The organism is Pseudomonas marvdashtae, from assembly GCF_014268655.2.
Classification (GTDB): domain Bacteria; phylum Pseudomonadota; class Gammaproteobacteria; order Pseudomonadales; family Pseudomonadaceae; genus Aquipseudomonas; species Aquipseudomonas marvdashtae.
The window spans coordinates 3,380,958-3,403,542 of sequence record NZ_JABWQX020000001.1; the positions used below are offsets into that span (position 1 = coordinate 3,380,958).

Sequence of the window (22,585 nt, forward strand, 5' to 3'; positions counted from 1 at the left end):
CAGGTACTCCCTTGGCGAGGTCGGCGCGGCGACCTCGCCTGTTTATTGTTGTGGTAAAAACAGCTGGAACGTCACTTGAACTGATCGACGTTCTCCGGCGTGATCAAGCGGTACGGCACCCACACGGACTGCTCGACCGGCTGTTTCTTGACCATTTTTACCGCGGTGTCGATGGAGCCGTCGGCCTGGCCCTTGGCGTCCTGGAACACCGAGACGGCCATTTCGCCTTTCTTGATGGCGTTCAAGCCGTCCGGCGTGCCATCGACCCCGGCAATCAATACGCTGCCTTTCTTGGTGCCCGCTTGCTTGAGCGCCATGGCCGCACCGATGGCCATCTCGTCGTTGTTCGACACCACCGCCTGGAATTCCCGGCCCTGGGTCAGCCAGTCGTTGACCAGGGTCATGCCCTTGTCCCGGGACCAGATACCGGTCTGTTCCTGTTCGATCTTGATACCAGGGTACTTGGCCAGTACTTCCTTGACGCCCTTGGTACGGTTGGTGGTGGAGTTGTTGGCCAGGTCGCCCAGCAGGATCACGATGTCGCCCTTGCCGCCCATTTTGTCGGCCAGGTACTGCATCTGCATGCGCCCGGCCTCCAGGTCATCCGAGGCAACGGTGACCACGCCGGCGGGCAGTTTCATGTCGTCGGGACGACGGTTGACGTAGACCAGCGGAATGCCTGCGGCCACGGCGGCCTTGGTGATGCGCTGGGTCGCGGCGGTGTCCACCGGGTTGACGATGATCGCGTCGACCTTCTGACTGATGAAGCTTTCCACCTGGCTCAGTTGCTTGACCACGTCGCTGCGCGCGTCCTCGAACTGCAAGGTGACGCCGTCCGGCAGGGCCTTGGCTTTCTTGTCCATGGATTCGCGCAGGTAGGTCAGCCAGGTGTCATCGAACTGAGACATGCTGACACCGATCTTCAGGTCCGCCAGGGCAGCGCCACTGGCGAGCATCAACGACAGGGCCAGCGAGGCAAAACGGGTCTTGGTCTTCATGAACGGTCTTACTCCACATTCTTGTTGGTTTTATGGATAAGGCGTGACGGATTCAGGAACGCGGCAAACGCACGATCGGCGCGCCGGGCATGCAACAGACCACGGCGTCCTTGCGCTGGATGCACAGGGATTCAAGCAAGGGAAGGATTGCGGACAGGCGCAAGGACAATGGCAGGTGAAACGCAGAGCGGTTGAAGGTTTTCATCGACGGTACCTGGCTGTGTTTCTTGTTTTTGTTTAGTTCGTCGTCTATTCAAGGCGGGCCTGGATAAACGCGAACAGGGTTGTCGGTCACCTGGAATCGACTTTATTGGAAAATATTTTCCATATCAACTCATTTTAGAATTTAATTCGTTTTTTATTCCATGGCCGACAGGCGTGGATAAACACACCACGCTGCCCTGCTCCGCACTCTGCCTTGCAGCGTCCAGCACATGGGTCGTGGCCAAGGCATCGCGGGCCGCTACCGGCAGAGGGCCGTCGCCCTGCAACGCGGCTTGGAGGCGTTGGTAGAACGCCAGCCAGCAACCTCGCTCCGAGGCCACGCGCTCTCGTTCGGCACCGTGTTCGAACCAGCCCCAGCGCCGATGTTCCTCGGCGCCCCAGCGCTCGCCCTCGGTGGCCGGGCTCAGGCCCGCCAATGCCTGGGCTTCTTGTCCATCGAGGCCTTCGACGGTATAGCAGCCTTGCGTGCCGCTGACCCGAAAGCGTGGGCGCGGCGCGTTTTGCAGGCAGCTACCGCTCAGGTGTGATACCACGCCGTTTACGTGGCTCAGTGACAGAAAAAAACCGTTGTCGTAGGCCTGGCCCGGCTGTCGATAATCCAGCTCGGCGTACACCCGTGCCACCGGGCCGAACAATTGCAGCGCCTGATCCACCAGATGGCTGCCCAGGTCCCGCAGGAACCCACCGCCGCTGCCTTTGCCCACCGATGTGGGGGAGTAGCGTTCGACACTCGATTCAAACCTAACGATTTGCCCCAAGGCGCCGGATGCCAGCAATTTTCGAACCGTCAGGAAATCCGAATCCCAGCGACGGTTCTGGTACACGGTCAACGGCACATTGCCCTGCTCGGAGGCCAATACCATCGCTTCGGCCTGGGCGGCATCGGCGGCGAAAGGCTTGTCGCTGACCACCGCCACGCCACGCTCGATCGCCTCCATCACAATGACGGGACGTCCATCCAAGGGCGTGGAAACCACCACGGCGTCGACGCCGGCCGCCACCAACTGTTCGAGGCTGTCGAACGGCTGGGCGTGTGGATGTTCGGTCGCCAATTGCTGGCGCCGCTCGGCGGACCGGGTCACCACGCCAACAAACGTAGCCCCCGGCAGACTGCTGATCAGCGGCGCATGAAAAAACCGTCCGCCCTTGCCATAGCCCACTAATCCGATTCGCATGAAAATCCCTTATGCAATTTCTATAGGAACGTCTCAGCCGTAGAAACGAGGACGCTGCGGCAACTCGACCTTCACGATCTGCCCACTCTGCTGCGCTTCGATGCACGCATCTGCCGCCACCGCCGCCGCGTAGCCGTCCCAGGCCGATGGCCCACCGACGCGCCCGGCGCGTACGCCGTCGATGAAGGCTTGCAGTTCAACGTCATAGGCGGCGATGAAGCGGTCTTTCCAATCCATCAGGATCGCGTTGGACAGCTTGGCGTCGCTGCGCAGTTGCACCTGGGACGGTTCTGGCAGCTTGGCGATGCCGGTCTCCCCCACCACTTCGCACTGGATGTCATAGCCGTACTGGCAGTTGACGAACACTTCGACGTCGATGCGCGTGCCCTTGGCGGTTTCCAGCAGGACGATCTGCGGATCCCGCAGGTGGGCCAGGGCCTTGCTGGTCTTGCGTGGGAATACGACCTGCACCGACACGTAGTCATCGGCCAGCAACCAGCGCAACACATCCAGCTCATGGATCAGGGTGTCGGTGATCGCCATATCGGTCTTGTAGTTTTCACCCACGCGAGGGTTTCGATGGGCGCAGTGCAGCATCAACGGCTCGCCGATCTGGCCGCTGTCGATCACCGCTTTGAGCGCCCGATAACCTTCGTCATAAGGGCGCATGAAACCCACCTGCACCAGGCGCTTGCCGTGGGCCACTTCGGCGTCGACGATCCGGCGGCAGCCTTCGGCGGTGACGGCCAGCGGTTTTTCACAGAACACCGGCTTGCCGGCCGCGATGGCCGCCAGTACGAATTCTTCGTGGCTCGGCCCCCAGGACGTGACCAGGATCGCCTCGACGTCCGGCGCTTTGATCAAAGCGTGGCCGTCGGGGTAGACCTCGGCGGTCAGCTTCAAGTCGGCCACCACCTTTGCCGCCTGGGCGAGGTTGATGTCGGTCACTGCCACGACCTGGCTGTTGAGCAAGGTCTGGCTGCAACGACGGATATGGTCCTGGCCGATGGCCCCGGTGCCGATGACGCCCAGCTTCAAAGACATGTGGAACTCCTTAATGTAGGTGTTGGGGCAATCAGTATTGACGGGCCTTGGCCAGTCGTTCATTGAGGGTCTTGGCGACGGCATCGGTGCGGGCGCTGGTGGAAACTTGCGCCACGCCGACACGCCACCACGACAGGTATTTGTGGATCATGGTCTTGGGCAAGACCTTGATGTCGATCAGCGTCGAGACCGTCTGGCGCCGGGCGTCGGCCAGGGCCGCGTGAAGCTCGTCGAGGGTCTTGACGGTGTAGGTCTTGCAGCCGTAGGCCGCCGCGCTCATGGCGAAGTCCACCGGCACAAAGCCGCCGTCGAGCTTGCCGGTGTCCGGGTTGCGGAAGCGGAACTCGGTGCCGAAGCTGTCCATGCCGTGTTCCATTTGCAGATTGTTGATGCAACCGAACGTCATGTTGTCCAGCAGCACGACGTTGATCTTGCGGCGCTCCTGGATCGAAGTGGCGAGTTCCGAATGCAGCATCATGTAGGAACCGTCGCCGACCAAGGCATAGACCTCTTTTTCCGGCTCGGCGAGTTTCACGCCCAGGGCAGCGTTCACTTCGTAGCCCATGCACGAATAACCGTATTCGACGTGATAGGTGTTCACCCCCAGGCTGCGCCAACTGCGCTGCAAGTCGCCGGGCAAGCTGCCGGCGGCCGCGACGATGATCGCGTCATCCGCCAGGGTTTCGTTGAGGGTGCCTAGCACCCGGCTCTGGGTCAGGCAGGAACCGGTGAGCTCGATGAATTCGCGAAACACCGCCGGGTCCATGTGATCGTTGATTTCCGGGACGAAGTCCTCGGTCTTGAAGTCAGCCTGATAAATCCGGTCCACTTCGGCATCCAACCGCGCCTTGGCCTCGGCGATCTGCCCGGCCCATTCGGCACGATAGTCGCCCATCGCGGCGGACAACGCCTCCAGGCCCGAACGGGCATCGGCCAGCAGCTGCACGCCATCGAGTTTCAACGCATCGCAGGGGTTGATGTTGAGGTTGAGGAACTGCACGTCGGGGTGTTGGAACAGCCATTTCGAAGCGGTGGTGAAATCGCTGTAGCGCGTGCCGACACCGATGATCAAGTCCGCTTCCTTGGCCAGCAGGTTCGCCGCCAGGCAACCGGTTTCACCGACGCCGCCGACGTTCAGTGGGTGGCTGGAAACCACGGCACTTTTGCCGGCCTGGGTCTCGGCAAACGGAATCTCGAAGCGTTCGGCAAAGGCCTGCAACGCGGCGTTGGCGCCGGAGTAGCGCACGCCGCCACCACAGATGATCAACGGCTTGCGCTTGCCCTTGAGCAGCGCCAGGGCATCGCCGAGCATCGCTTCGGTGGCCGGGCGGCGGTCGATGCGGTGCACGCGTTTTTGCAGGAAGTAATCCGGATAGTCGTAGGCCTCGGCCTGCACATCCTGAGGCAGCGCCAGGGTCACCGCGCCGGTCTCGGCCGGATCGGTGAGCACGCGCATCGCCTGGATCGCGGCGGTCATCAGTTGCTCGGGGCGATTGATCCGGTCCCAATATTTGCTCACGGCCTTGAACGCATCGTTGGTACTGATGCTCAGGTCGTGGAATTGTTCAATCTGCTGTAGCACCGGGTCGGGCTGGCGGCTGGCGTAGACGTCGCCCGGCAATAGCAGCAACGGAATGCGGTTGGCCGTCGCGGTGGCGGCGGCGGTCAGCATGTTCGCCGCGCCGGGGCCAACCGATGAGCTGCAGGCGTAGATCTTGCGCCGCAGGTGCTGCTTGGCAAACCCGATGGCGGCATGGGCCATGCCCTGTTCGTTGCGGCCCTGATGGACCACCAGGTCGCCACCGTCCTGTTCAAGCGCCTGGCCCAGGCCCAGCACATTGCCGTGGCCGAAAATGGTAAACACCCCGGCGACGAATTTGCTCTGGACGCCATCGACCTCGATGTACTGGTTATCGAGGAATTTCACCAGGGCCTGGGCCATGGTCAGTCGTGTTGTGGTCATGCTTGCACCTTATCTGGAATGCAGGTCTGGAATGCAGTCTGGAATGCAATTGGCGGCGCTCGGTTTCGGTTCCCCTTGCAGAGCCCGGCCAGATCGGCAGTCGCGTCAGGCCTGGGAGCTTTTCAGGTGATTCATGCTCGCCCCTAGTGCCTGGCGGATATCGGCCAGTTCATGGACGCTTTCGGCAAACGGCTCGAAGGACAAGTAGCCTTCATAACCTGCGGCCCGCAGCGCTTCGATCTGCCCAGCGTTGCCGAGGATGTCGGCCTCGCCGACCAGCACCCGATGACCGTCGCGAATGGTCGCCAACGGTGCCTGGGCATCCTCGACGCCGGAGATGTGCACCAGCCCGGTCAGTTCAGGGAAAAACTCCTCCTCGCCCGCCAAGTAATGATGAAAGGTGTCATGCACCAGGCGGAACACATCCAGCCCGCCGATGGCCTTGATCGCTTCCACTGCCGTGCGCTTGCGCCGCAATGAACACTCTTCGAAACCCAGCGGCTCGATGAAGCCGTAGATGCCAAAGGCGCGCAGGATCGGTGCCAGCTCACTGAGCGAGGTCCGCAGCCCCGCCGCGCGCTCGGCCTCGCTGCGCGGGTCGGCGCGGTCGTTGAGCGGGCACATCACCAGCCCCTCGGCGCCGCATTCACGGGCGTAGTCAGCCAATCGCACGGCCTGGGTGCGGCGCTCCTCGTTCCACACATCGAAGGGGTACAGGGCGTTGATCGACAGCACCTTGATGCCGCGTTCCTCGCACAGTTCACGGACCCGGGCCGGCGGCATGCCGTCTTCGATCTCGACGCCCTTCAAGTCGTTGCGGATCTCAATGGCATCGGTTTTCAACGCCAGGGCCAGGTCGATGAACGCCGGCAGTGACAGGCGCGGGGCAACCATTCGGTTCAAGGCAAAACGCAGGGGCTTGTTCATTGTTGTTCTCCCTCCGGCATTCATTTAATGAGTTATTGGGCAGTGGGCATGCTGAACTCAGGACCCTTGGCGATGCTGTCCGGCCAGCGCTGCATCACGCTCTTGTAGCGACTGTAGAAGCGCAGGCCTTCTTCGCCGTAGGCATGGTGATCGCCGAACAGCGAACGCTTCCAGCCTCCAAAGGAATGCCAGGCCATGGGCACCGGAATCGGTACGTTGATGCCCACCATGCCAACCTTGATGCTGCGGGCAAACGCCCGGGCGATGCCGCCGTCGCGGGTGAAGCACGACACGCCATTGCCAAACTCATGGGCGTTGATCAACGCCACCGCCGTGGCGAAATCCGGCACACGAACGATCCCCAGCACCGGGCCGAAAATCTCTTGCTGGTAGATGCTCATCTGGGCAGTTACCTGATCGAACAGCGTCGCCCCGACAAAAAATCCCTGCTCGGCCCCCGGCACCTTGAAGCCCCGACCGTCGACGATCAGCCGCGCACCCTCGGCCACGCCGGCGTCGATGAAACCTTCCACCTTGGCCTTGTGCTCGGCAGTGACCAACGGCCCCATGTCGGTGCCGGCCTGCTGACCGTTGCCGACCTTCAACTGGTCGATACGCGGCAGCAAGCGAGCGATCAGTTCATCGCCGACGTCGCCCACCGCCACGGCAATGGAAATCGCCATGCAACGCTCGCCTGCCGAACCGTAGGCCGCGCCGATCAGCGCGTCCGCCGCCTGATCAAGGTCAGCATCGGGCATGACGATCATGTGATTTTTCGCCCCGCCCAGGGCCTGTACCCGCTTGCCGTTCGCGGTGCCCTGCTGGTGGATGTATTCGGCGATGGGGGTGGAGCCGACAAAAGAAATCGCCTCGATGTCCGGATGCTGCAACAGCGCATCCACGGCCGTCTTGTCGCCCTGGACCACGTTGAAAACCCCGTCCGGCAAGCCCGCCTCCGTCAGCAACCGAGCCATCAACAGGCTGGCGGACGGGTCGCGCTCCGAAGGCTTGAGAATGAAACAGTTGCCGGCGACCAATGCCAGGGGAATCATCCACAACGGCACCATCACCGGAAAGTTGAACGGTGTCACGCCGGCGCACACGCCCAAGGGCTGGCGCAGGTTCCAGTTGTCGATGCCGCCGCCGATGTTGTCGCTGAAATCGGTCTTGAGCAGGCTCGGTGCACCACAGGCGTACTCGACGATTTCGATGCCGCGGGTGACTTCGCCGTGGGCGTCGGACAGCACCTTGCCGTGTTCGCGACTGATGATTTGCGCCAGTTCGTCATGATGACGGTCCAGTAGTTCCTTGAACTTGAACATGACGCGCGAACGGCGCAATGACGACTGTTCGGACCAGACCGGGAACGCCGAGAGCGCCGACGCGACCGCCGCTTCGACGGTCCCCGGTTCGGCCAGCGCCACCCGAGCCTGCACCGCGCCGGTGGCTGGGTTGAAGACATTGCTGAACCGGGCGGCGTCGTTGTCATGCACGCGACCGTTGATGTAATGGCCTATAACCGGGGTGTCGCTCATGGTGCGGGTTCTCCGTGCGGATTCTGTGGGTCAGAGGTCGAGCAGCCAGCTGTGCTGCGGATCGTTATGGAACTGCCAGACCCGCTTCGGACCGGCCATGACGTTCAGGTAGTAAGACTCGTACCCGTAAGGCACGCTGACCGGGTGATAACCCTTGGGTACGACCACCAGATCGCTGTTTTCCACGGCCATGGCCTGGTCGATGCTGCGGTCGTCGGTATAGACCCGCTGGAACACGAAGCCCTGGGACGGGTTGACCTGGTGGTAATAGGTCTCTTCAAGAAAGCTTTGATGCGGCAAGTCATCGGTGTCGTGCTTGTGCGGCGGGTAGCTGGACGAATGACCTGACGGCGTGCGCACTTCCACCACCAGCAGCGAATGGGCCGGTTCGCTGTCGGGCAGGATGTCGCAGACGTAGCGGGTATTGGCGCCCTTGCCGCGCACACTGCGCTTCATGCTCTCGGGACGGATCAGCCGTGGCCCGTATTCATTCGAGGCAGCACCCGGCGCTGCGCACACCGCCACCTGCACGTCGCTCAACGCGGTGACCTGGGCCTGGCTGCCGGGCGGCAGGTACGCGGCGTAAGGGGATTTATCCTCGAACACTGACTGGCGATCGCCGAGGTTGTCCCAGTCGAAGGCGCCCTGTCCCGGCGCTTCGCCCTTGAGATGGATACGGCCGCTGAGCAGTACCACGCACAACTCCTTGTCCCCGGCAGCCACCGGAAGGGTTTCGCCAAGGCTCAGGCGGTAAGCGCCGAAACCGACGTATTCCAGCGCGTCGCGCGGCAGTTCGACCATGGTTCGGCCGCCAGGATTGCTCTTGATCAAAAGGCTCATGCCGGGATCCTCTCTTGCAACAGGGCACGCAGCGTGTCGTAGCCCTTCTTGGCGTAGATATAACTCGGCGCCACCGCGGGGTCCTGCTCGGCTTCCACCACCAGCCACCCCTGATAATCGGCAGCCAGCAGCACGTCCAGCAAGGCGGCGAAATCGATATCGCCATCCCCCGGCACCGTGAACGTGCCATTGATGATGCAGTCAGGGAAACTCCAGAGGTTGTTGCGCGCCAGTTGCACAACAGGTTTGCGCACGTCCTTGAAGTGCACATGGCAGATGCGCTCGATGTGTTTGCGCAGCACTTGCAACGGTTCGCCGCCGCCCATGTAGCAATGGCCCGAGTCGAACAACAGGCCGACCTCGCTGCCGGTCAAGGCCATGAGTTTGTCGATGTCCGAAGGTGATTCGACGTAGGCACCCATGTGGTGGTGATACGCCAGGCGCACGCCTTGGGACAGCGTGAAGCGCGCCAGTTCGGTCAGCTTGTCGGCGTAGGTTTGCCAGGCTTCGTCGGTATGAAAGCGTGGCCGTTCGATCAACGGGATGCGCTGGCCCTGGATGGAATCGGCGACTTCGCCGTAGACCAGCACCGTCGCGCCGTTCTGCGCCAACAGCTCGACATGGCTGGCGATCGCGTCGATTTCCTCGGCCGCCGAACGTCGCGCGAGGCGGCTGGAGTACCAGCCGGAGACCAACGCCAAATCATATGGACGCAACACGTCCCCGACGCCCTTGGCATCCTTGGGGAATTTGCCGTTGAGCTCAAAACCTTCGTAGCCGATTTCCTTGCCTTCGCTCAGCGCCGTGCTCAACGGCGTCTCGCCACCCAGGGACGGCAAGTCGTCGTTGCTCCAGGAAATCGGGTTGATGCCAATTCGAATAGCGGGCATGGCTGCACCTTTTTTGTTGTTTTCTCTAATGTTCAACCGATCACCTGTGGCGAGGGAGCTTGCTCCCGCTCGGCTGCGCAGCAGTCGCAAACTTATGGTTGCGGTTTATCTGTTGAATCGGGGTGGCTGACTTTGGGACTGCTTTGCAGTCCAGCGGGAGCAAGCTCCCTCGCCACAAGAGCCGGCGCAACATCCATCAAGCACGGGCGCTGCGCCAGGCCTCGATCAATTCCACAAACCTGCCCTGCACGTCCCGAATCAACGTTTCATCATCGATTTCCCCGGCCAACCAGGCCCGGCTCGGTTCTTGGAAAATCGTCCGGCCCACGGCAAAACCCCGGCACGTGGTGCTTTGGCTGGCTTGCCGAAAACCTTCGGCCAGCGCGGCGGCGGGCGCGTTGAGGCCCAGCAGCACCACGCCCCGGCAATACGGGTCACGCGCCTGGATCAGTTCGTCGAGTTGCTTCCACTCATCGCAGGTCTGGGCTTCGATTTTCCACCACGCCGGGAAGATCCCCAGGTTGTAGAGGCGCTTGAGCGCGCGATAGAGCACGTCCGGATGGGCCGAGGGGTGATCCTTCGGCGGAATGACTTCCAGCAGCAATTCATGGCCGCTAACCTGGGAGGCCTTGTACAAGCCCATCAGTTGCGCCTCCTGTTCCAGGCGCAGCAGCGGCTCGTCATCGGGGTGGAATTGCACCAGGCACTTGATAATTTGTTCCTGCGGCCAGGCGATCAGGTTGCTGCCAATGGACCGTCCATGCTCGAAGGCCAGTGGCCGCGAACCTTGGACCTCCACCGGACGCGCCACCCACCAGCCACGTCCGGTGGCGGCGTTCAACGAGTCCTGGCCGAAACGCTGGTCGGCCAACAGGCCGACGTCGGCATCGATGCCCTGGCGTTGCAGGTCGGCCTCGACCCGCTCCACGGCCTGGATGAACAGTTGTTTGAGCTGGCCGATGCTGTCGAGGTCGCGCCCGCTCTTCTGGGCCAATTCCACCAACTGCCAACGATGGTCGAAGGCAAAAACGAACAGCTGCTTCCAGATCTTGCGCGGTACGCTGACCTGATGCAGTCGTTGCAACACGACGTCCTGGTCCGGCCGGGTGATCGGTACCGGGCTGTCGAATAAGTACTCGAGTTCGGCCCGGGTCGGCATGGCCGGGGCACAGGCGTGGCGCGACACCACCAGACCACCACAGGCATTGGCCAACTGGCAGCAGCGCTCATCGCTCGCGTCCTCCAGCCAACCGGCGAGGAAGCCCGACATGAACGCGTCACCCGCGCCGAGCACGTTCAGCACCTCGACCCGCACGCCGGGATAGATGTCGCCGTCCTCCAGTCGGTTCGCAATCTCGCCGTGGATCACCGTGCAACCCTGCGGGCCGAGCTTGACCACCAGGGTGGCCGCCGTCAGCGAGCGTACGGTGCGCAGCGCGGTCAGCAAGTCTTCGCTGCCGCCGGCAATCAAAAACTCTTCTTCGGTGCCGACGATCAGGTCGAAACGCGGCAGGATGCCTTGGACGTGCTGGCTGACTTTGCGGTCGGCGACAAAACGGGTTTCCCCATCGGCCTTGCTCGCCAAGCCCCAGAGCACCGGGCGGTAATCGATGTCGAGGACGCGCTTGACCTGATGTTTCTCGGCAAAGTCCAGCGCCTGGATACTCGCCTCGTAGACGCCTTCGGTGGAGAAATGCGTGCCGGTGATCAGCAGCGCCTTGCTGGACGCGATGAACGCCTCGTCGATGTCTTCGGCCCGTAGCGCCATGTCCGCGCAGTTTTCCCGGTAGAACACCAGGGGGAAGGTTTCCCGGTCCTTGATCCCCAAAAGGACCATGGCCGTCAGGCGTTCAGGATCGACTTTTATGCCGCTGACATCGCAACCTTCACGCGCCAGGGACTGGACCAGAAAACGCCCCATGTGATCATCGCCTACCCGGCTCAGCATCGCCGACTTGAGTCCCAGGCGGGCCGTGCCGAAGGCGATGTTGGCAGACGAGCCGCCGAGGTATTTGGCAAAACTGCTGACATCTTCCAGGCGCGCGCCGATTTGCTGCGCGTAGAGATCGACGCCCAGGCGTCCGAGGCAGATCACATCCAATTGACGCCCACTGGCAAAACGAGTCTGGCCCATGCTGGCTCCTGTTATTTTTATCAGCCTGCGCTTGGCGCCGGAACCGACGCCAACGCTTTGTTGGAAGCAGACTAAAACGAGCGGGCGGCAATAATCAATATTTATTCCATAAATTTTTATCATGGAATATTTTTTCCAATACGCTACTGCTCAAGCGAGCCAGACGCAGTGCATCGTTTCAGCAGGCGTTACAACGTTGTCTGCCGCTGATTTTCCCAGCGCCTACGCTGTAGACTGCGACCAGCCAACCTATTGTCGAGGGCCTACCCGATCTGCGGGGTGCCCTATAAGAACAAGCCAGAAGGATTTCCTATGACCCGCCCCGATCTGCCGGCGCCGTCCGAGAGCGCGTCCGAAGCCGCCCTCCCCAGCCCACCGGTCAACGCCGAGCGGCTGTTGCAACTGATTACCGAGGAATACGAAAGCCTGCCGCGCCAGCTCAAACGCATCGCCAGCTACATGAGCCAGCAAAGCGACCGGATCATGGTCGACCGCATCAGCGACATCGCCCGGGAGTGCGAAGTACACCCGTCGGCCATCGTCAGGTTTTCGCAACGCTTCGGTTTCAGCGGCTTCAGCGAAATGCAGGCACTGTTTCGCGAGGCGTATACCCACAAGACCACGCCGGTACAGAACTACCAGCAACGCATTCGCAGCATGATCGCCAACAAGTCGCAGAAAGCCAGCGCCGGCGACCTGGCACGCGAATGCGTCAATGCCACACTGTCGGGCATCGAGCGCCTGGGGCTCGAGCTGGACGACGAAGCGTTCGAAAAGGCCGTCGACCTGGTGGTCAACGCCGATAACATCTATGTCGTCGGTGTACGCCGTTCATTCGCGGTGGCCGATTACCTGGTCTACAACCTGCAACACACCAACAAGCGCATCCATTTGGTCTCCGGCCTGGGCGGCAGTTATCGCGAGCAGATGCGCAGCGTGCGGGCCAACGACCTGGTCATCGCCATCAGCTTTACGCCCTACGGCAAGGAAACCCAGCATTGCCTGCGCATCGCCCAGCATCACCAGGCCAAGACACTGATCATCACTGACAGCAACCTGTCGCCCCTGGCCAAGCGGGCCAATGCGGTATTGTTGGTGAATGAAGGCAGCTCGTTCGCGTTCCGTTCCTTGAGTGCCACGTTGTGCCTGTGCCAGGCGTTGTTCATTGCCGTGGCGTACCGGCTGGAACTCAAGGTCGATGAAATCCATGAACAGGTCGGGTTCGAGGATTGACCCCTGACCTGCCAAACCGCTGAAGGGAAAACCATGAAACTGATCGGCATGCTGGACTCACCCTACGTACGACGCGTCGCCATTTCCGCCAAACGCCTGGGAATCGCCTTGGAACATGAATCGGTCTCGGTGTTCAGGCACTTCCAGCACTTCCAGAGCATCAATCCGGTGGTCAAGGCACCGACGCTGGTGCTTGACGATGGCTCGGTGCTGATGGATTCCACCTTGATCATCGATTATCTGGAAACCCTGGCCGGGCCCGGGAACAGCCTGATGCCGACCGAGCCAGGGCAACGGTTGCGATCGCTGCAGTTGATCGGGCTGGCGTTGGCGGCGTGCGAGAAGTCGGTGCAGATCTATTACGAACGCACCCTGCGACCGACGGAAATCCAGCATGCGCCATGGGTCGAGCGGGTATCCGGCCAACTGCTCGCGGCCTATGAGGCGCTGGAACAGGCCCTCGCCAAACAACCGCTGCCCACTGACGGCTCGCTCGATCAGGCCGGTATTACCGTTGCGGTGGCCTGGACCTTCACTAATCTGTTGGTCGCGGACCAGGTGCAAGGCAAAGCGTTCCCGCAGATCAGCGCGTTTACCGGCTATGCCGAAGGGCTGGAAGCGTTTGTCAGCACGCCGGTGGAATAACGAATGGATACGGCGGGCTCCTTGTCGGCGTCCATGAACTTTTTTTCAGAAAGCCGACAGGTATTATTTGGCAGAATGCTGCGCAGTCGCTCCAATTTCCTCACCCGGAACTGCCCATGAACCGCATCCTGACCATCGAAGACGACGCCGTGACCGCCCGTGAGATCGTCGCCGAACTGACCCGCAACGGCCTGGACGTCGATTGGGTCGACAATGGCCGCGAAGGCCTGGAACGGGCCGTCAGCGGTGACTACGACCTGATCACCCTGGACCGCATGCTGCCCGAGCTCGACGGTCTGGTGATCGTCACCACGTTGCGGACCATGGGCGTGGCCACGCCGATCCTGATGATCAGCGCCCTTTCCGATGTCGACGAACGCGTGCGCGGGCTGCGCGCCGGCGGCGACGATTACCTGACCAAGCCGTTTGCCACTGACGAAATGGCCGCCCGCGTCGAAGTGCTGCTGCGGCGCAACAATGGCGCCCGCGAACCGGAAACCGTGCTGCGGGTGGCAGACCTGGAGCTGAACCTGATCAGCCGCGAAGCCAGCCGCAACAGCCAATTGCTGAGCCTGCTGCCCACCGAGTACAAGCTGCTGGAATTCCTCATGCGCAACAGCGGCCAGATCCTCTCGCGCATGATGATTTTCGAGGAAGTCTGGGGTTATCACTTCGACCCGGGCACCAACCTGATCGATGTCCACATCGGTCGCCTGCGCAAGAAGATCGACCCGCCGGGCCTGGAACCGCTGATCCGCACGGTACGAGGTTCCGGCTATGTCATTGCTGAACCCCGCTAAGGGCTGGCGCTCCTCTAGCAGCCGCCTGCTGGCGCTCTACAGTGCGCTGTTCGTGCTCTGGAGCGCGATCCTGATGGGCGTGATGTATTACGAGGTATTCGGCTATCTCGACAGCCTCGCCAAGCATTCCCTGATGCAGCGCCAGCATCTGTTTGCCCGCATCCACGGCGATCAGTTGGAAGACGCGCTGATGGCCAGCCTGACCCTGGATGAGCGCGGCGTCGACGCCTACGGCCTGTTCGATCCGCAACTGCGTCATTTGAGCGGGCCGATCCAGCGCATTCCCGCCGACCTGCCCCTGGATGGCAAGATCCACATGCTTGGTGGCTGCGTCGATTCCGACGATCCGGGCGTGCCGTCCGACAGTTGCGATGCGGTAGCGACCCGGACCCAGGACGGTCGCTGGCTGGTACTGGCACGGGACAACGGCTCGCTGTTCGCGGTGACGCGGATCATCCTGCACGCCTTGTTCTGGGGCGTGTCGCTGACCATCCTGCCAGGCGTTGCCGGCTGGCATCTGCTGCGCCGCCGTCCGCTGCGGCGCATTCGTGCCTTGCAGGCGAGTGCCGAAGCAATCGTCGCCGGCGATCTGAAGCATCGCCTGCCGCTGTCGAGTCGTCGCGATGAGTTGGACATGCTGGCCGCCATCGTCAATGCCATGCTAGACCGCATCGAACGATTGATGAATGAAGTAAAAGGCGTGTGCGACAACATCGCCCACGACCTGCGGACACCGCTGACACGCCTGCGCGCCCAGCTTTATCGCATCCAGCAAGAGGCGGCGGACGGCTCTGCCGAAGCGCTGCAGATGGACCAGGTGATCGCCGAGACCGACACGCTCATGGCGCGATTCCGCGGCTTGCTGCGAATTTCCGAGCTGGAGGATCAACAGCGCCGCTCTGGCTTCGTGCGCCTCGACCCGTTGCCGCTGTTGCAGGAATTGCACGACTTCTACCTGCCGCTGGCTGAAGAAGGCGAACTGGTCTTCATCCTGGAAATACCCGACAGCCTGCCCTTGCTCAACGGCGATCGGGCCTTGCTGTTCGAAGCGGTGTCAAACCTGTTGAGCAACTCGATCAAGTTCACCCCGCCGGGCGGCAAGGTGATCCTGCGAGGCGTCGATCAGGGCGACAGCACGCGCATCGAAGTAATCGACTCCGGCCCCGGTATCCCCGAGGCAGAACGCAAGGCGGTGTTCCGGCGCTTCTATCGCGCCGAGGGCAGCAGCCAGCACGGCGGATTCGGCCTGGGCCTGTCGATCGTCGCCGCGATTGTCAGCTTGCACGGGTTCACGCTGGAGGTGGACCGCAGCGAGTCGGGAGGCGCGCGTCTGGTGCTCGATTGCCGGGCGACGTTGTTGTAGGGTCCCGGCACCTGTGGCGAGTTCAGCTTCAGGCGGGATCGCTGCTGCGATGCAACGGCGTGTTGTGCAGCTCGTACCGCAGTTCATCGATCAGCTTGGCCAAGCCTTCCTCGGACCGGATGCTGTCGACGCTCATACCGCTGACCACCAGGTCAACCTCGCCGCTTTCCCGGTGATACAGGCGGATGGTGAGCGTGCCATCGCCGTTGAGGTTGCACTCGCAGGACAGAGGGGCAAAGTTTGTTTCGAGACGGGCGCGCAGAGGAGCCAGATGGGTCATGGCGTGCACCTCAGCTTCGGCGTCGTAAGAGAGCGGTGGATGCCCCTTGCCTCCTGGCTTGTCCAGACGTCCTTTCGCGCTCGATTTGAAGGGGTTTGCTGTACATCGTGGCGTATTCCTTGACTGTTTCGTGGGGGACGCGGCATCAACAGGAACACCGCACCCTTTCAGCCTAAGGAGGTTACAGTCCGAGCAAAACCCGAATTTGCACCAGCGCGCCAGGTGCATTTGCACTGGCTATCATTGTGCCTTCATCCGCCATTCATTGGCGAACAAGCCGCGTTCCCGCGCCCATACAATCGCCTCGCTGCGGCTGTGGACGTCGAGTTTCGAATAGAGCGTTGCCACATGATTGCGCACGGTATTGGGGGCCAACTTCAAACGCGCGGCAATTTCCTTATCCGCCAGTCCCTCGCAAATCAGCCCCAGCACATCACGCTCCCGGGCCGTCAGTTCGGTGAAAGACGTCGTCGGCGACTGCGCGTTGATGCTTTTTACATTGGCCAGTTTTTCGATCAGGGTCCGGCTGAACCATGAGGCGTCCTTCATCACTTCCTCGATGGCGGCCACCAGCTCCAGCTCCGAGCGCTTGCGTTCGGTGATGTTCATCAGCACCAGCAAGTAGCACGGTTTGTCCTGGATGAGCACGGTGTCGGCCGCCACTTCGCAATCGATCTGTTCGCCGCCCTTCTTGTGCACCTTGACGTCGACGCGGGACACCGTGGCCGTCTTCTCCAGCCGGGCAAAGAGTGTCGCGCCCGCCCCTTTGTCAAGAAACCCGATTTCATCCACGGTCTTGCCCAGCAGCTCCTCGCTGCTATAACCCGTCGTCTGGAGGAACGCTTCGTTGATTTCCAGCAGCTGCTGCTCACCGCTGCAGATCAAGGTCGGCACCGGGGACAGGCGAAACGATTTGGCAAAACGCTCCTCGCTCTGGCGCAACGCCGTTTCCGCCTTGCGCCGCGGTTCCATGTCCATGAAGGAAAACAGCATGCAGTCCTCGTCGTGCAGGTCCAGCGGCTGACCGGCAACGATCACCTGTTTATTGGTGCCGTCAGGCAAGCGCATCTCCGCCTGCATCTGCGGAATGGTCACCCCCTGCCCCAGGCGCTCGATGGCCAGGGCGCGCTTCTCGGCCGCCTCGAGCACATCCAACTCGTACACCGAACGCCCGATCACCTGCTCGCGACTGTAGCCGGTCATTTCCAGGAATCCCGCGTTGACCTTGATGTAGCGCAGGTCACTGAGACGGCAGATCACCGCCGGCGCCGGGTTGGCGCCGAAGGTCTTCTCGAAACGCTGTTCAGCGCTGGCCCACTCGGTGGCGTCGCTGAGAATAAGCACCAGGTATTCCGGTTCGTCGTTACGGTCGGTCAGCACCATGCTGCGGATGCGGTGCACCCAGGTGCGGTCCGGATCCGCCACCGGTGTGACTTCCACCAGCACGTCGGTGAATTCATCGCCGCGCGCCACGCGGGCGATCGGGTAGTTTTCCTCGGGCAGCGAATGATTGTTGCGGTAGCGCAGGTTGAAGCGTTGGGCGTACGCCTTGGCATTGCGACCCAGCTCTTCAAGCTCCTTGACGCCGTGCATGGTCAAGGCGGCTTCGTTGGCCCAGGCGATGGTCTGGTCGACCTCCACCAGGATCACGCCGTCAGACAGCCCGGCGATGATCTGCAGCAATTGGCGGCGATTGGTATCGGTGTTCGGGACGTCCTGATTCATTGGGTCTCCATGGGTCATAACGTTCAAGCACGGATGCGTTGAAGGTTACGACCACATGGGCTGGCGATAGTGCGCCAGGCCCTCAAAGCGCCGAAGCGATAGCCTTGCCGACGTCCTGGGTCGAGCCTTGCCCGCCCAAGTCCGGGGTGATCGGTCCTTGGGCAATCACCTGCTCGATAGCCTGGAGAATCCCGTCATGGGCCGCGCGATAACGTTCATCGCCATTGCCGAGGAAATCGAGCATCAGCGCGCCGGACCAGATCATCGCGATCGGGTTGGCGATGTTCTGCCCGTAGATGTCTGGCGCCGAGCCGTGCACCGGTTCGAACAGCGATGGAAAGCGGCGCTCCGGGTCGAGATTGGCCGACGGCGCGATACCGATGGTTCCGGCGCAGGCCGGGCCCAGGTCGGAGAGGATATCGCCGAACAGGTTCGAGGCAACCACCACGTCGAAACGGTCCGGCTGCAAGACAAAACGCGCGCAGAGGATGTCGATGTGTTGCTTGTCCCAGGTCACCTCGGGGTAGTGCTCGGCCATCAACGCGGTGCGTTCATCCCAGTACGGCATGCTGATGGATATCCCGTTGGACTTGGTCGCCGCCGTCAGGCGCTTGCGTGGTCGAGCCTGGGCCAGGTCGAAGGCAAACTTGAGGATCCGGTCGACGCCTCGGCGGGTGAACACCGATTCCTGCAGCACGAACTCATGCTCGGTGCCCTCGAACATCTTGCCGCCGACCGATGAATATTCACCCTCGGTGTTCTCACGGATCACCACGAAATCGATATCCCCCGCCTCTCGTCCGGCCAACGGGCACGGTACACCTGGAAACAGGCGCACCGGGCGGATATTCACGTACTGGTCGAAATCGCGGCGGAACTTGAGCAACGAGCCCCACAGGGAAATATGGTCCGGGACCTTGTCCGGCCAACCCACGGCGCCGAAGTAGATGGCGTCGAAACCCTTGAGTTGCTCGAACCAGTCGGCGGGCATCATCTGCCCGTGCTCCAAGTAATAATCGCAGTGGGCCCAATCGAGCACTTCAATGTTCAAGTCCAACTGCCACTTCTTCGCGGCCTGCTCCAATACGCGCAGGCCTTCGGGCAGCACTTCCCTGCCAATGCCATCACCGGCAATCGCAGCGATTCGAAAGGGTTTGCTCATCAATCATGACTCCCAAGGGTCCGTTCAAACGATGGCCACATCACAACCCACCGATGTGGAAGGCTTTGACTTCAAGGTATTCATCCAGGCCGTACTTGCTGCCTTCGCGGCCCAGGCCCGACTGTTTGATACCGCCGAAGGGCGCGACCTCCATGGAAATGATCCCGGTGTTGAGGCCGACCATGCCGAACTCCAGCGCCTCGCCGAACCGCCATGAACGGCGCAGGTCCTGAGTGAAGTAATAAGCGCCCAGGCCATAAGGCGTGGCATTGGCCAGGGCCAGGGCCTCTTCCTCGGTGGTAAAGCGCATCAGCGGGGCAACGGGGCCGAAGGTTTCTTCGTTGGCCAGCAGCATCCCGGCATGGGCGTCGCCCAGCACCGTCGGCTCGACAAACTGGCTGTCGCCCTGGGGAATGCCGCCACACAACAATCGCGCGCCCTGGCTCAGCGCATCGTCGATATGCCGGGCGACCTTGCTCACCGCCGCCGGGTTGATCAACGGGCCGATCATGACATCGGCTTCAAGGCCATTGCCGACCTTGAGCTTGCGCACCTCCTGCACCAGGCGCTCGGCGAAGCGTTCGTAGATACCGTCCTGCACCAGGATGCGGTTGGCGCAGACACAGGTCTGGCCGGCGTTGCGAAACTTGCTTTGCATGATACCGACCACGGCCTGCTCCAGGTCCGCGTCGTCGAACACAATGAACGGCGCGTTGCCGCCCAGCTCCAGGCTCAGCCGCTTGATGTGCTCGGCGCTCTGGCGCATCAGCAATCGGCCGACCGCCGTGGAACCGGTGAAGGAAATCTTCCGTACCGTGGGGTTGCTGGTGAGCTCTTCGCCAATACCGACAGGCAGCCCGGTCACGACGTTGAAGACCCCAGCCGGAATCCCGACCCGCTCGGCCAGCACCGCCAATGCCAGCGCCGACAAGGGCGTCAGGTCCGAAGGCTTGACGATGACCGGACACCCCGCCGCCAAGGCCGGCGCGCACTTGCGGGTGATCATCGCATTGGGGAAATTCCACGGTGTGATGGCGGCGCAGACACCCACCGGTTGCTTGAGCGTGAGCAGGCGACGGTCGCCGCTGGGGGCCGGTATGGTTTCGCCATAGATCCGGCGGGCTTCTTCGGCGAACCATTTGACGAACCCGGCGCCATAGCGAATCTCGCCCTTGGCTTCGCTCAGCGGCTTGCCCTGCTCATAGGTCATGATCAGCGCGAGGTCGTCGAAGTTGTCCATCATGGCTTGATACCAACGCTCCAACAGCCCCGCCCGCTCCGCCGCCGGACGCGCCCGCCACGCCGGCCAGGCACGCTCGGCGGCCTCGATGGCGCGCCGGGTCTCATTGCCTTGCATCGCGGGGACGCGGGCAAGCGTTTGGCCAGTGGCTGGGTTGATGACGTCGAGGGTGGCGCCATCGTCGGCGGCGATCCACTGTCCATCGATATAGGCCAGTTCCGCCAGCAGGCTGGGGTCTTTCAGGTGTTGTGTGAGCATGGTCGTGTCCTGTTCCGAGGTAGTTCCAGTCTAGGGAGACGCTGCGGCGCAGGATGCTGAAAGTGGGGGTTGGGCGGTGTTGGATGCTGAAGTTTTGGGGTGGGACGGCAGGCTATACCGAGGGGCTGCGGTTGCGTTTTTTCTGAGCGTCCCCGGTAATTTGGGTGTATATCCGTTTTTTGGTGATGGCTGATTATGGTTTCGCTTTTACAGCGACTCACTTTCGAAGAGCGCGAAAGTAACCAAATGTATGGTCAGCCTACCTTTTGCTACTCAGTCACGATGAACGGTAAATCAGGCTTGCGCTAATGTATCCGGGCTCCATGTGAGCGCGGGTACGCGCTCGGCCCTTGATGAGTATTCGCTCCTGCCTGTCCTTAAAAGCGCTTCAGCTTCGAAAGCTTCTTTGCTTATCAGGTTCTCAGCCAGGATATTTGCCGTTTATCGCCATCACTTACTGACGTCGCAAAAGCCGGTGGTAAAACTGGATCACGCAGTGAAATGCCCGTTGTAGGTGCCACCTTTGGTCAACAGCGCCCAGACGATCCTGGCCATTTTATTAGCCAGAGCACAGGCAACTTTGTTGATTGGTTTTCGGGCCAAAAGGTTTCTAGCCCAGACGCCGAGCGCATCGTTTCGTTTATCGATTCGGTAAAGCAGGGTTTGGGCGCCCTGCATCAACAAGGTTCGCAAATACCGATCCCCACGCTTGCTAATACCCAGTAACGTGGTTTGCCCCCCAGTCGAGTATTGCCGCGGCACTAACCCCAGGGAGGCCGAAAAGTCTCGGGACGATTTGTACATCGAAGCATCCCCGACATCGGCCACCAACGCGCTAGCGATGAGGGGGCCGATGCCGGGGACGCTCTGTAATCTTTTGCCGGCGTCACTCCTGTTTACCTGCTGCTTGATCTCGGTATCCAGCGCTTTGATTTCGCTGGTCAATTGACGAATGTCATCAAGCATCCGATTAATAGCCTGCCTCAGGCGCAGAGGTAGATTGTGTTCTTCCATCAATGTAGGAACCCGATCCAGCGCGGCATAGCCGGCGGGAAAGATAACGCCAAACTCCAATAAGAACCCGTGCACCTGGTTGATCACGCCGGTGCGTCGACTTACCAGTGATTTACGCAATTTATGCACCGTCGACAATACCTGCTGGTCGACCGACTTGACCTGCACAGAGCGCGTTCTGGGGCGTGATGCGGCTTCGCAGATAGCTTCGGCATCAATGAAATCGTTCTTGTTGCCCGTGACGTAAGCTTTTACATGCTGTGGCGCAATCAGTTGGACCTGATGGCCGAGCTTGGTGATTTCTCTCGCCAGAAACTGTGACCCGCCACAGGATTCCATGGCGACTTTGCAGGGTGGTATTTGTGCTAGCCACGGTAGCAACTGGCTGCGATTAAGCTTCTTGCGCAGAACCATGTGGCCTTGCGCATCTTGGCCATGCAAGTGGAAGCTGTTTTTGCCAATGTCGATGCCTAGAAGCGTCACGCTGTTCATGAGAAAGCCTCCTCAGGAAAAGGGAGAACCTCAGAAGTTTAGACCTGAGATTCTCGCCGGGCTGACCATCTCATTAGCGCTTTTGCCCCACCACTCGGCACCTCGCCTCGGCTCGGTGTGCCCTCACTCCGGCATTGCTCCGTGGGCCCGCCGCGAAGGCCCATCCATGGGCCAGCGCGGCTATCCCGGCATCCATGCCGGGATGCCCACTGCGCAATGCCTGCGTTCGGCCAGCGTGGTTAACGGGGCGCCGAGATCAACGTCCACCGCGAGGCGGCCTGATAGCCGACCTGGTTTGGGTGGGATTGCGTTTTTCCTGTGCGGGCCTGCTTGCTGCGGCATTCAAGAAAAACGATACCCGTGGCGAGGGAGCTTGCTCCCGCTCGGCTGCGCAGCGGCCGTAAAACGCAACCCTGCGATTATCCAGATACACCTTGCTGAATGGTTTTGGGTCTGCTGCGCAGCCCAGCGGGAGCAAGCTCCCTCGCCACAGGTTTATCGTTTGCTCTCGAAAGCGGCGTTTGCTTGTGGGAGTGAAGATCAAGGTACTTTCGTCATCCTGCCAACTGCGACTGCCAACTGCCATCGCGAGCAGGCTCCCCCAGAAGAAACGCGGTTCCAACCAAAACCAGGTCGGCTATC

General features: G+C 61.4%; 19 protein-coding genes. 4 read left to right on the forward strand and 15 right to left on the reverse strand.

Annotated elements, in window-relative coordinates:
- Window positions 1-71: 71 nt before the first annotated feature.
- The 10 genes from HU742_RS15145 to HU742_RS15190 form a co-directional block, all read right to left on the reverse strand.
- Window positions 72-998, reverse strand: coding sequence for a sugar ABC transporter substrate-binding protein (locus HU742_RS15145; RefSeq protein WP_186615374.1), 927 nt, complete (start codon window positions 996-998; stop codon window positions 72-74).
- 52 nt (window positions 999-1,050) lie between these two features.
- Window positions 1,051-1,203, reverse strand: a complete 153-nt coding sequence (locus tag HU742_RS15150) for a hypothetical protein (RefSeq protein WP_186615376.1) — start codon at window positions 1,201-1,203, stop codon at window positions 1,051-1,053.
- Between the two features lie 124 nt (window positions 1,204-1,327).
- Window positions 1,328-2,398, reverse strand: a complete 1,071-nt coding sequence (locus HU742_RS15155) for a Gfo/Idh/MocA family protein (protein WP_186644634.1) — start codon at window positions 2,396-2,398, stop codon at window positions 1,328-1,330.
- A 33-nt stretch (window positions 2,399-2,431) separates the two neighbouring features.
- A complete protein-coding gene (gene iolG / locus HU742_RS15160; RefSeq protein ID WP_186615380.1) occupies window positions 2,432-3,442 on the reverse strand; it encodes a bifunctional inositol 2-dehydrogenase/D-chiro-inositol 1-dehydrogenase in 1,011 nt (336 codons plus the stop codon).
- A 31-nt stretch (window positions 3,443-3,473) separates the two neighbouring features.
- Window positions 3,474-5,405, reverse strand: coding sequence for a 3D-(3,5/4)-trihydroxycyclohexane-1,2-dione acylhydrolase (decyclizing) (gene iolD, locus HU742_RS15165; protein WP_186644636.1), 1,932 nt, complete (start codon window positions 5,403-5,405; stop codon window positions 3,474-3,476).
- A gap of 105 nt (window positions 5,406-5,510) precedes the next feature.
- A complete protein-coding gene (locus tag HU742_RS15170) occupies window positions 5,511-6,332 on the reverse strand; it encodes a TIM barrel protein (protein ID WP_186640048.1) in 822 nt (273 codons plus the stop codon).
- 32 nt (window positions 6,333-6,364) lie between these two features.
- The gene (locus HU742_RS15175) at window positions 6,365-7,867 is read right to left on the reverse strand and encodes a CoA-acylating methylmalonate-semialdehyde dehydrogenase (protein ID WP_186644637.1); all 1,503 of its coding nucleotides are present in this window, start codon (window positions 7,865-7,867) and stop codon (window positions 6,365-6,367) included.
- 30 nt (window positions 7,868-7,897) lie between these two features.
- On the reverse strand, window positions 7,898-8,707 hold the full coding sequence (gene iolB / locus HU742_RS15180; protein ID WP_186640044.1) for a 5-deoxy-glucuronate isomerase: 810 nt from the start codon (window positions 8,705-8,707) through the stop codon (window positions 7,898-7,900).
- Window positions 8,704-9,597 carry a myo-inosose-2 dehydratase gene (iolE, locus tag HU742_RS15185; protein WP_186644639.1) on the reverse strand — a complete coding sequence of 298 codons (894 nt, stop codon included), beginning with the start codon at window positions 9,595-9,597 and terminating at the stop codon, window positions 8,704-8,706. Before iolE ends, iolB begins: the two co-directional genes overlap by 4 nt.
- Before the next feature lie 196 nt (window positions 9,598-9,793).
- Window positions 9,794-11,731 (reverse strand): bifunctional 5-dehydro-2-deoxygluconokinase/5-dehydro-2-deoxyphosphogluconate aldolase, encoded by a 1,938-nt coding sequence (locus HU742_RS15190; RefSeq protein WP_186644641.1) that lies wholly within the window; start codon window positions 11,729-11,731, stop codon window positions 9,794-9,796.
- Window positions 11,732-12,043: 312 nt separating this feature from the next.
- Here HU742_RS15190 and HU742_RS15195 point away from each other — a divergent pair, with 312 nt between their 5' ends.
- From HU742_RS15195 to HU742_RS15210, 4 genes are all read left to right on the forward strand, one after another.
- Window positions 12,044-12,964 (forward strand): MurR/RpiR family transcriptional regulator, encoded by a 921-nt coding sequence (locus tag HU742_RS15195; RefSeq protein ID WP_186640038.1) that lies wholly within the window; start codon window positions 12,044-12,046, stop codon window positions 12,962-12,964.
- Window positions 12,965-12,997: 33 nt separating this feature from the next.
- A complete protein-coding gene (locus HU742_RS15200; RefSeq protein WP_186644642.1) occupies window positions 12,998-13,609 on the forward strand; it encodes a glutathione S-transferase in 612 nt (203 codons plus the stop codon).
- A 116-nt stretch (window positions 13,610-13,725) separates the two neighbouring features.
- Window positions 13,726-14,409 (forward strand): response regulator transcription factor, encoded by a 684-nt coding sequence (locus tag HU742_RS15205; RefSeq protein ID WP_186640034.1) that lies wholly within the window; start codon window positions 13,726-13,728, stop codon window positions 14,407-14,409.
- A complete protein-coding gene (locus HU742_RS15210) occupies window positions 14,387-15,772 on the forward strand; it encodes a sensor histidine kinase (RefSeq protein ID WP_186640032.1) in 1,386 nt (461 codons plus the stop codon). The genes HU742_RS15205 and HU742_RS15210 overlap by 23 nt, the downstream gene beginning before the upstream one ends.
- Window positions 15,773-15,800: 28 nt before the next feature.
- On the opposite strand, the gene HU742_RS15215 is transcribed toward HU742_RS15210, so the two are convergent.
- The 5 genes from HU742_RS15215 to HU742_RS15235 form a co-directional block, all read right to left on the reverse strand.
- Window positions 15,801-16,052: a DUF1652 domain-containing protein gene (locus HU742_RS15215; protein WP_186640030.1), complete on the reverse strand. Its 252-nt coding sequence runs from the start codon at window positions 16,050-16,052 to the stop codon at window positions 15,801-15,803.
- Between the two features lie 240 nt (window positions 16,053-16,292).
- On the reverse strand, window positions 16,293-17,777 hold the full coding sequence (locus tag HU742_RS15220; protein WP_186640028.1) for a helix-turn-helix transcriptional regulator: 1,485 nt from the start codon (window positions 17,775-17,777) through the stop codon (window positions 16,293-16,295).
- Window positions 17,778-17,859: 82 nt separating this feature from the next.
- Window positions 17,860-18,939 carry a tartrate dehydrogenase gene (locus HU742_RS15225; RefSeq protein WP_186640026.1) on the reverse strand — a complete coding sequence of 360 codons (1,080 nt, stop codon included), beginning with the start codon at window positions 18,937-18,939 and terminating at the stop codon, window positions 17,860-17,862.
- Between the two features lie 40 nt (window positions 18,940-18,979).
- Window positions 18,980-20,437: an NAD-dependent succinate-semialdehyde dehydrogenase gene (locus HU742_RS15230; protein WP_186640024.1), complete on the reverse strand. Its 1,458-nt coding sequence runs from the start codon at window positions 20,435-20,437 to the stop codon at window positions 18,980-18,982.
- Window positions 20,438-20,926: 489 nt separating this feature from the next.
- Window positions 20,927-21,943: an IS110 family RNA-guided transposase gene (locus tag HU742_RS15235; protein ID WP_186645355.1), complete on the reverse strand. Its 1,017-nt coding sequence runs from the start codon at window positions 21,941-21,943 to the stop codon at window positions 20,927-20,929.
- Window positions 21,944-22,585: the final 642 nt, after the last annotated feature.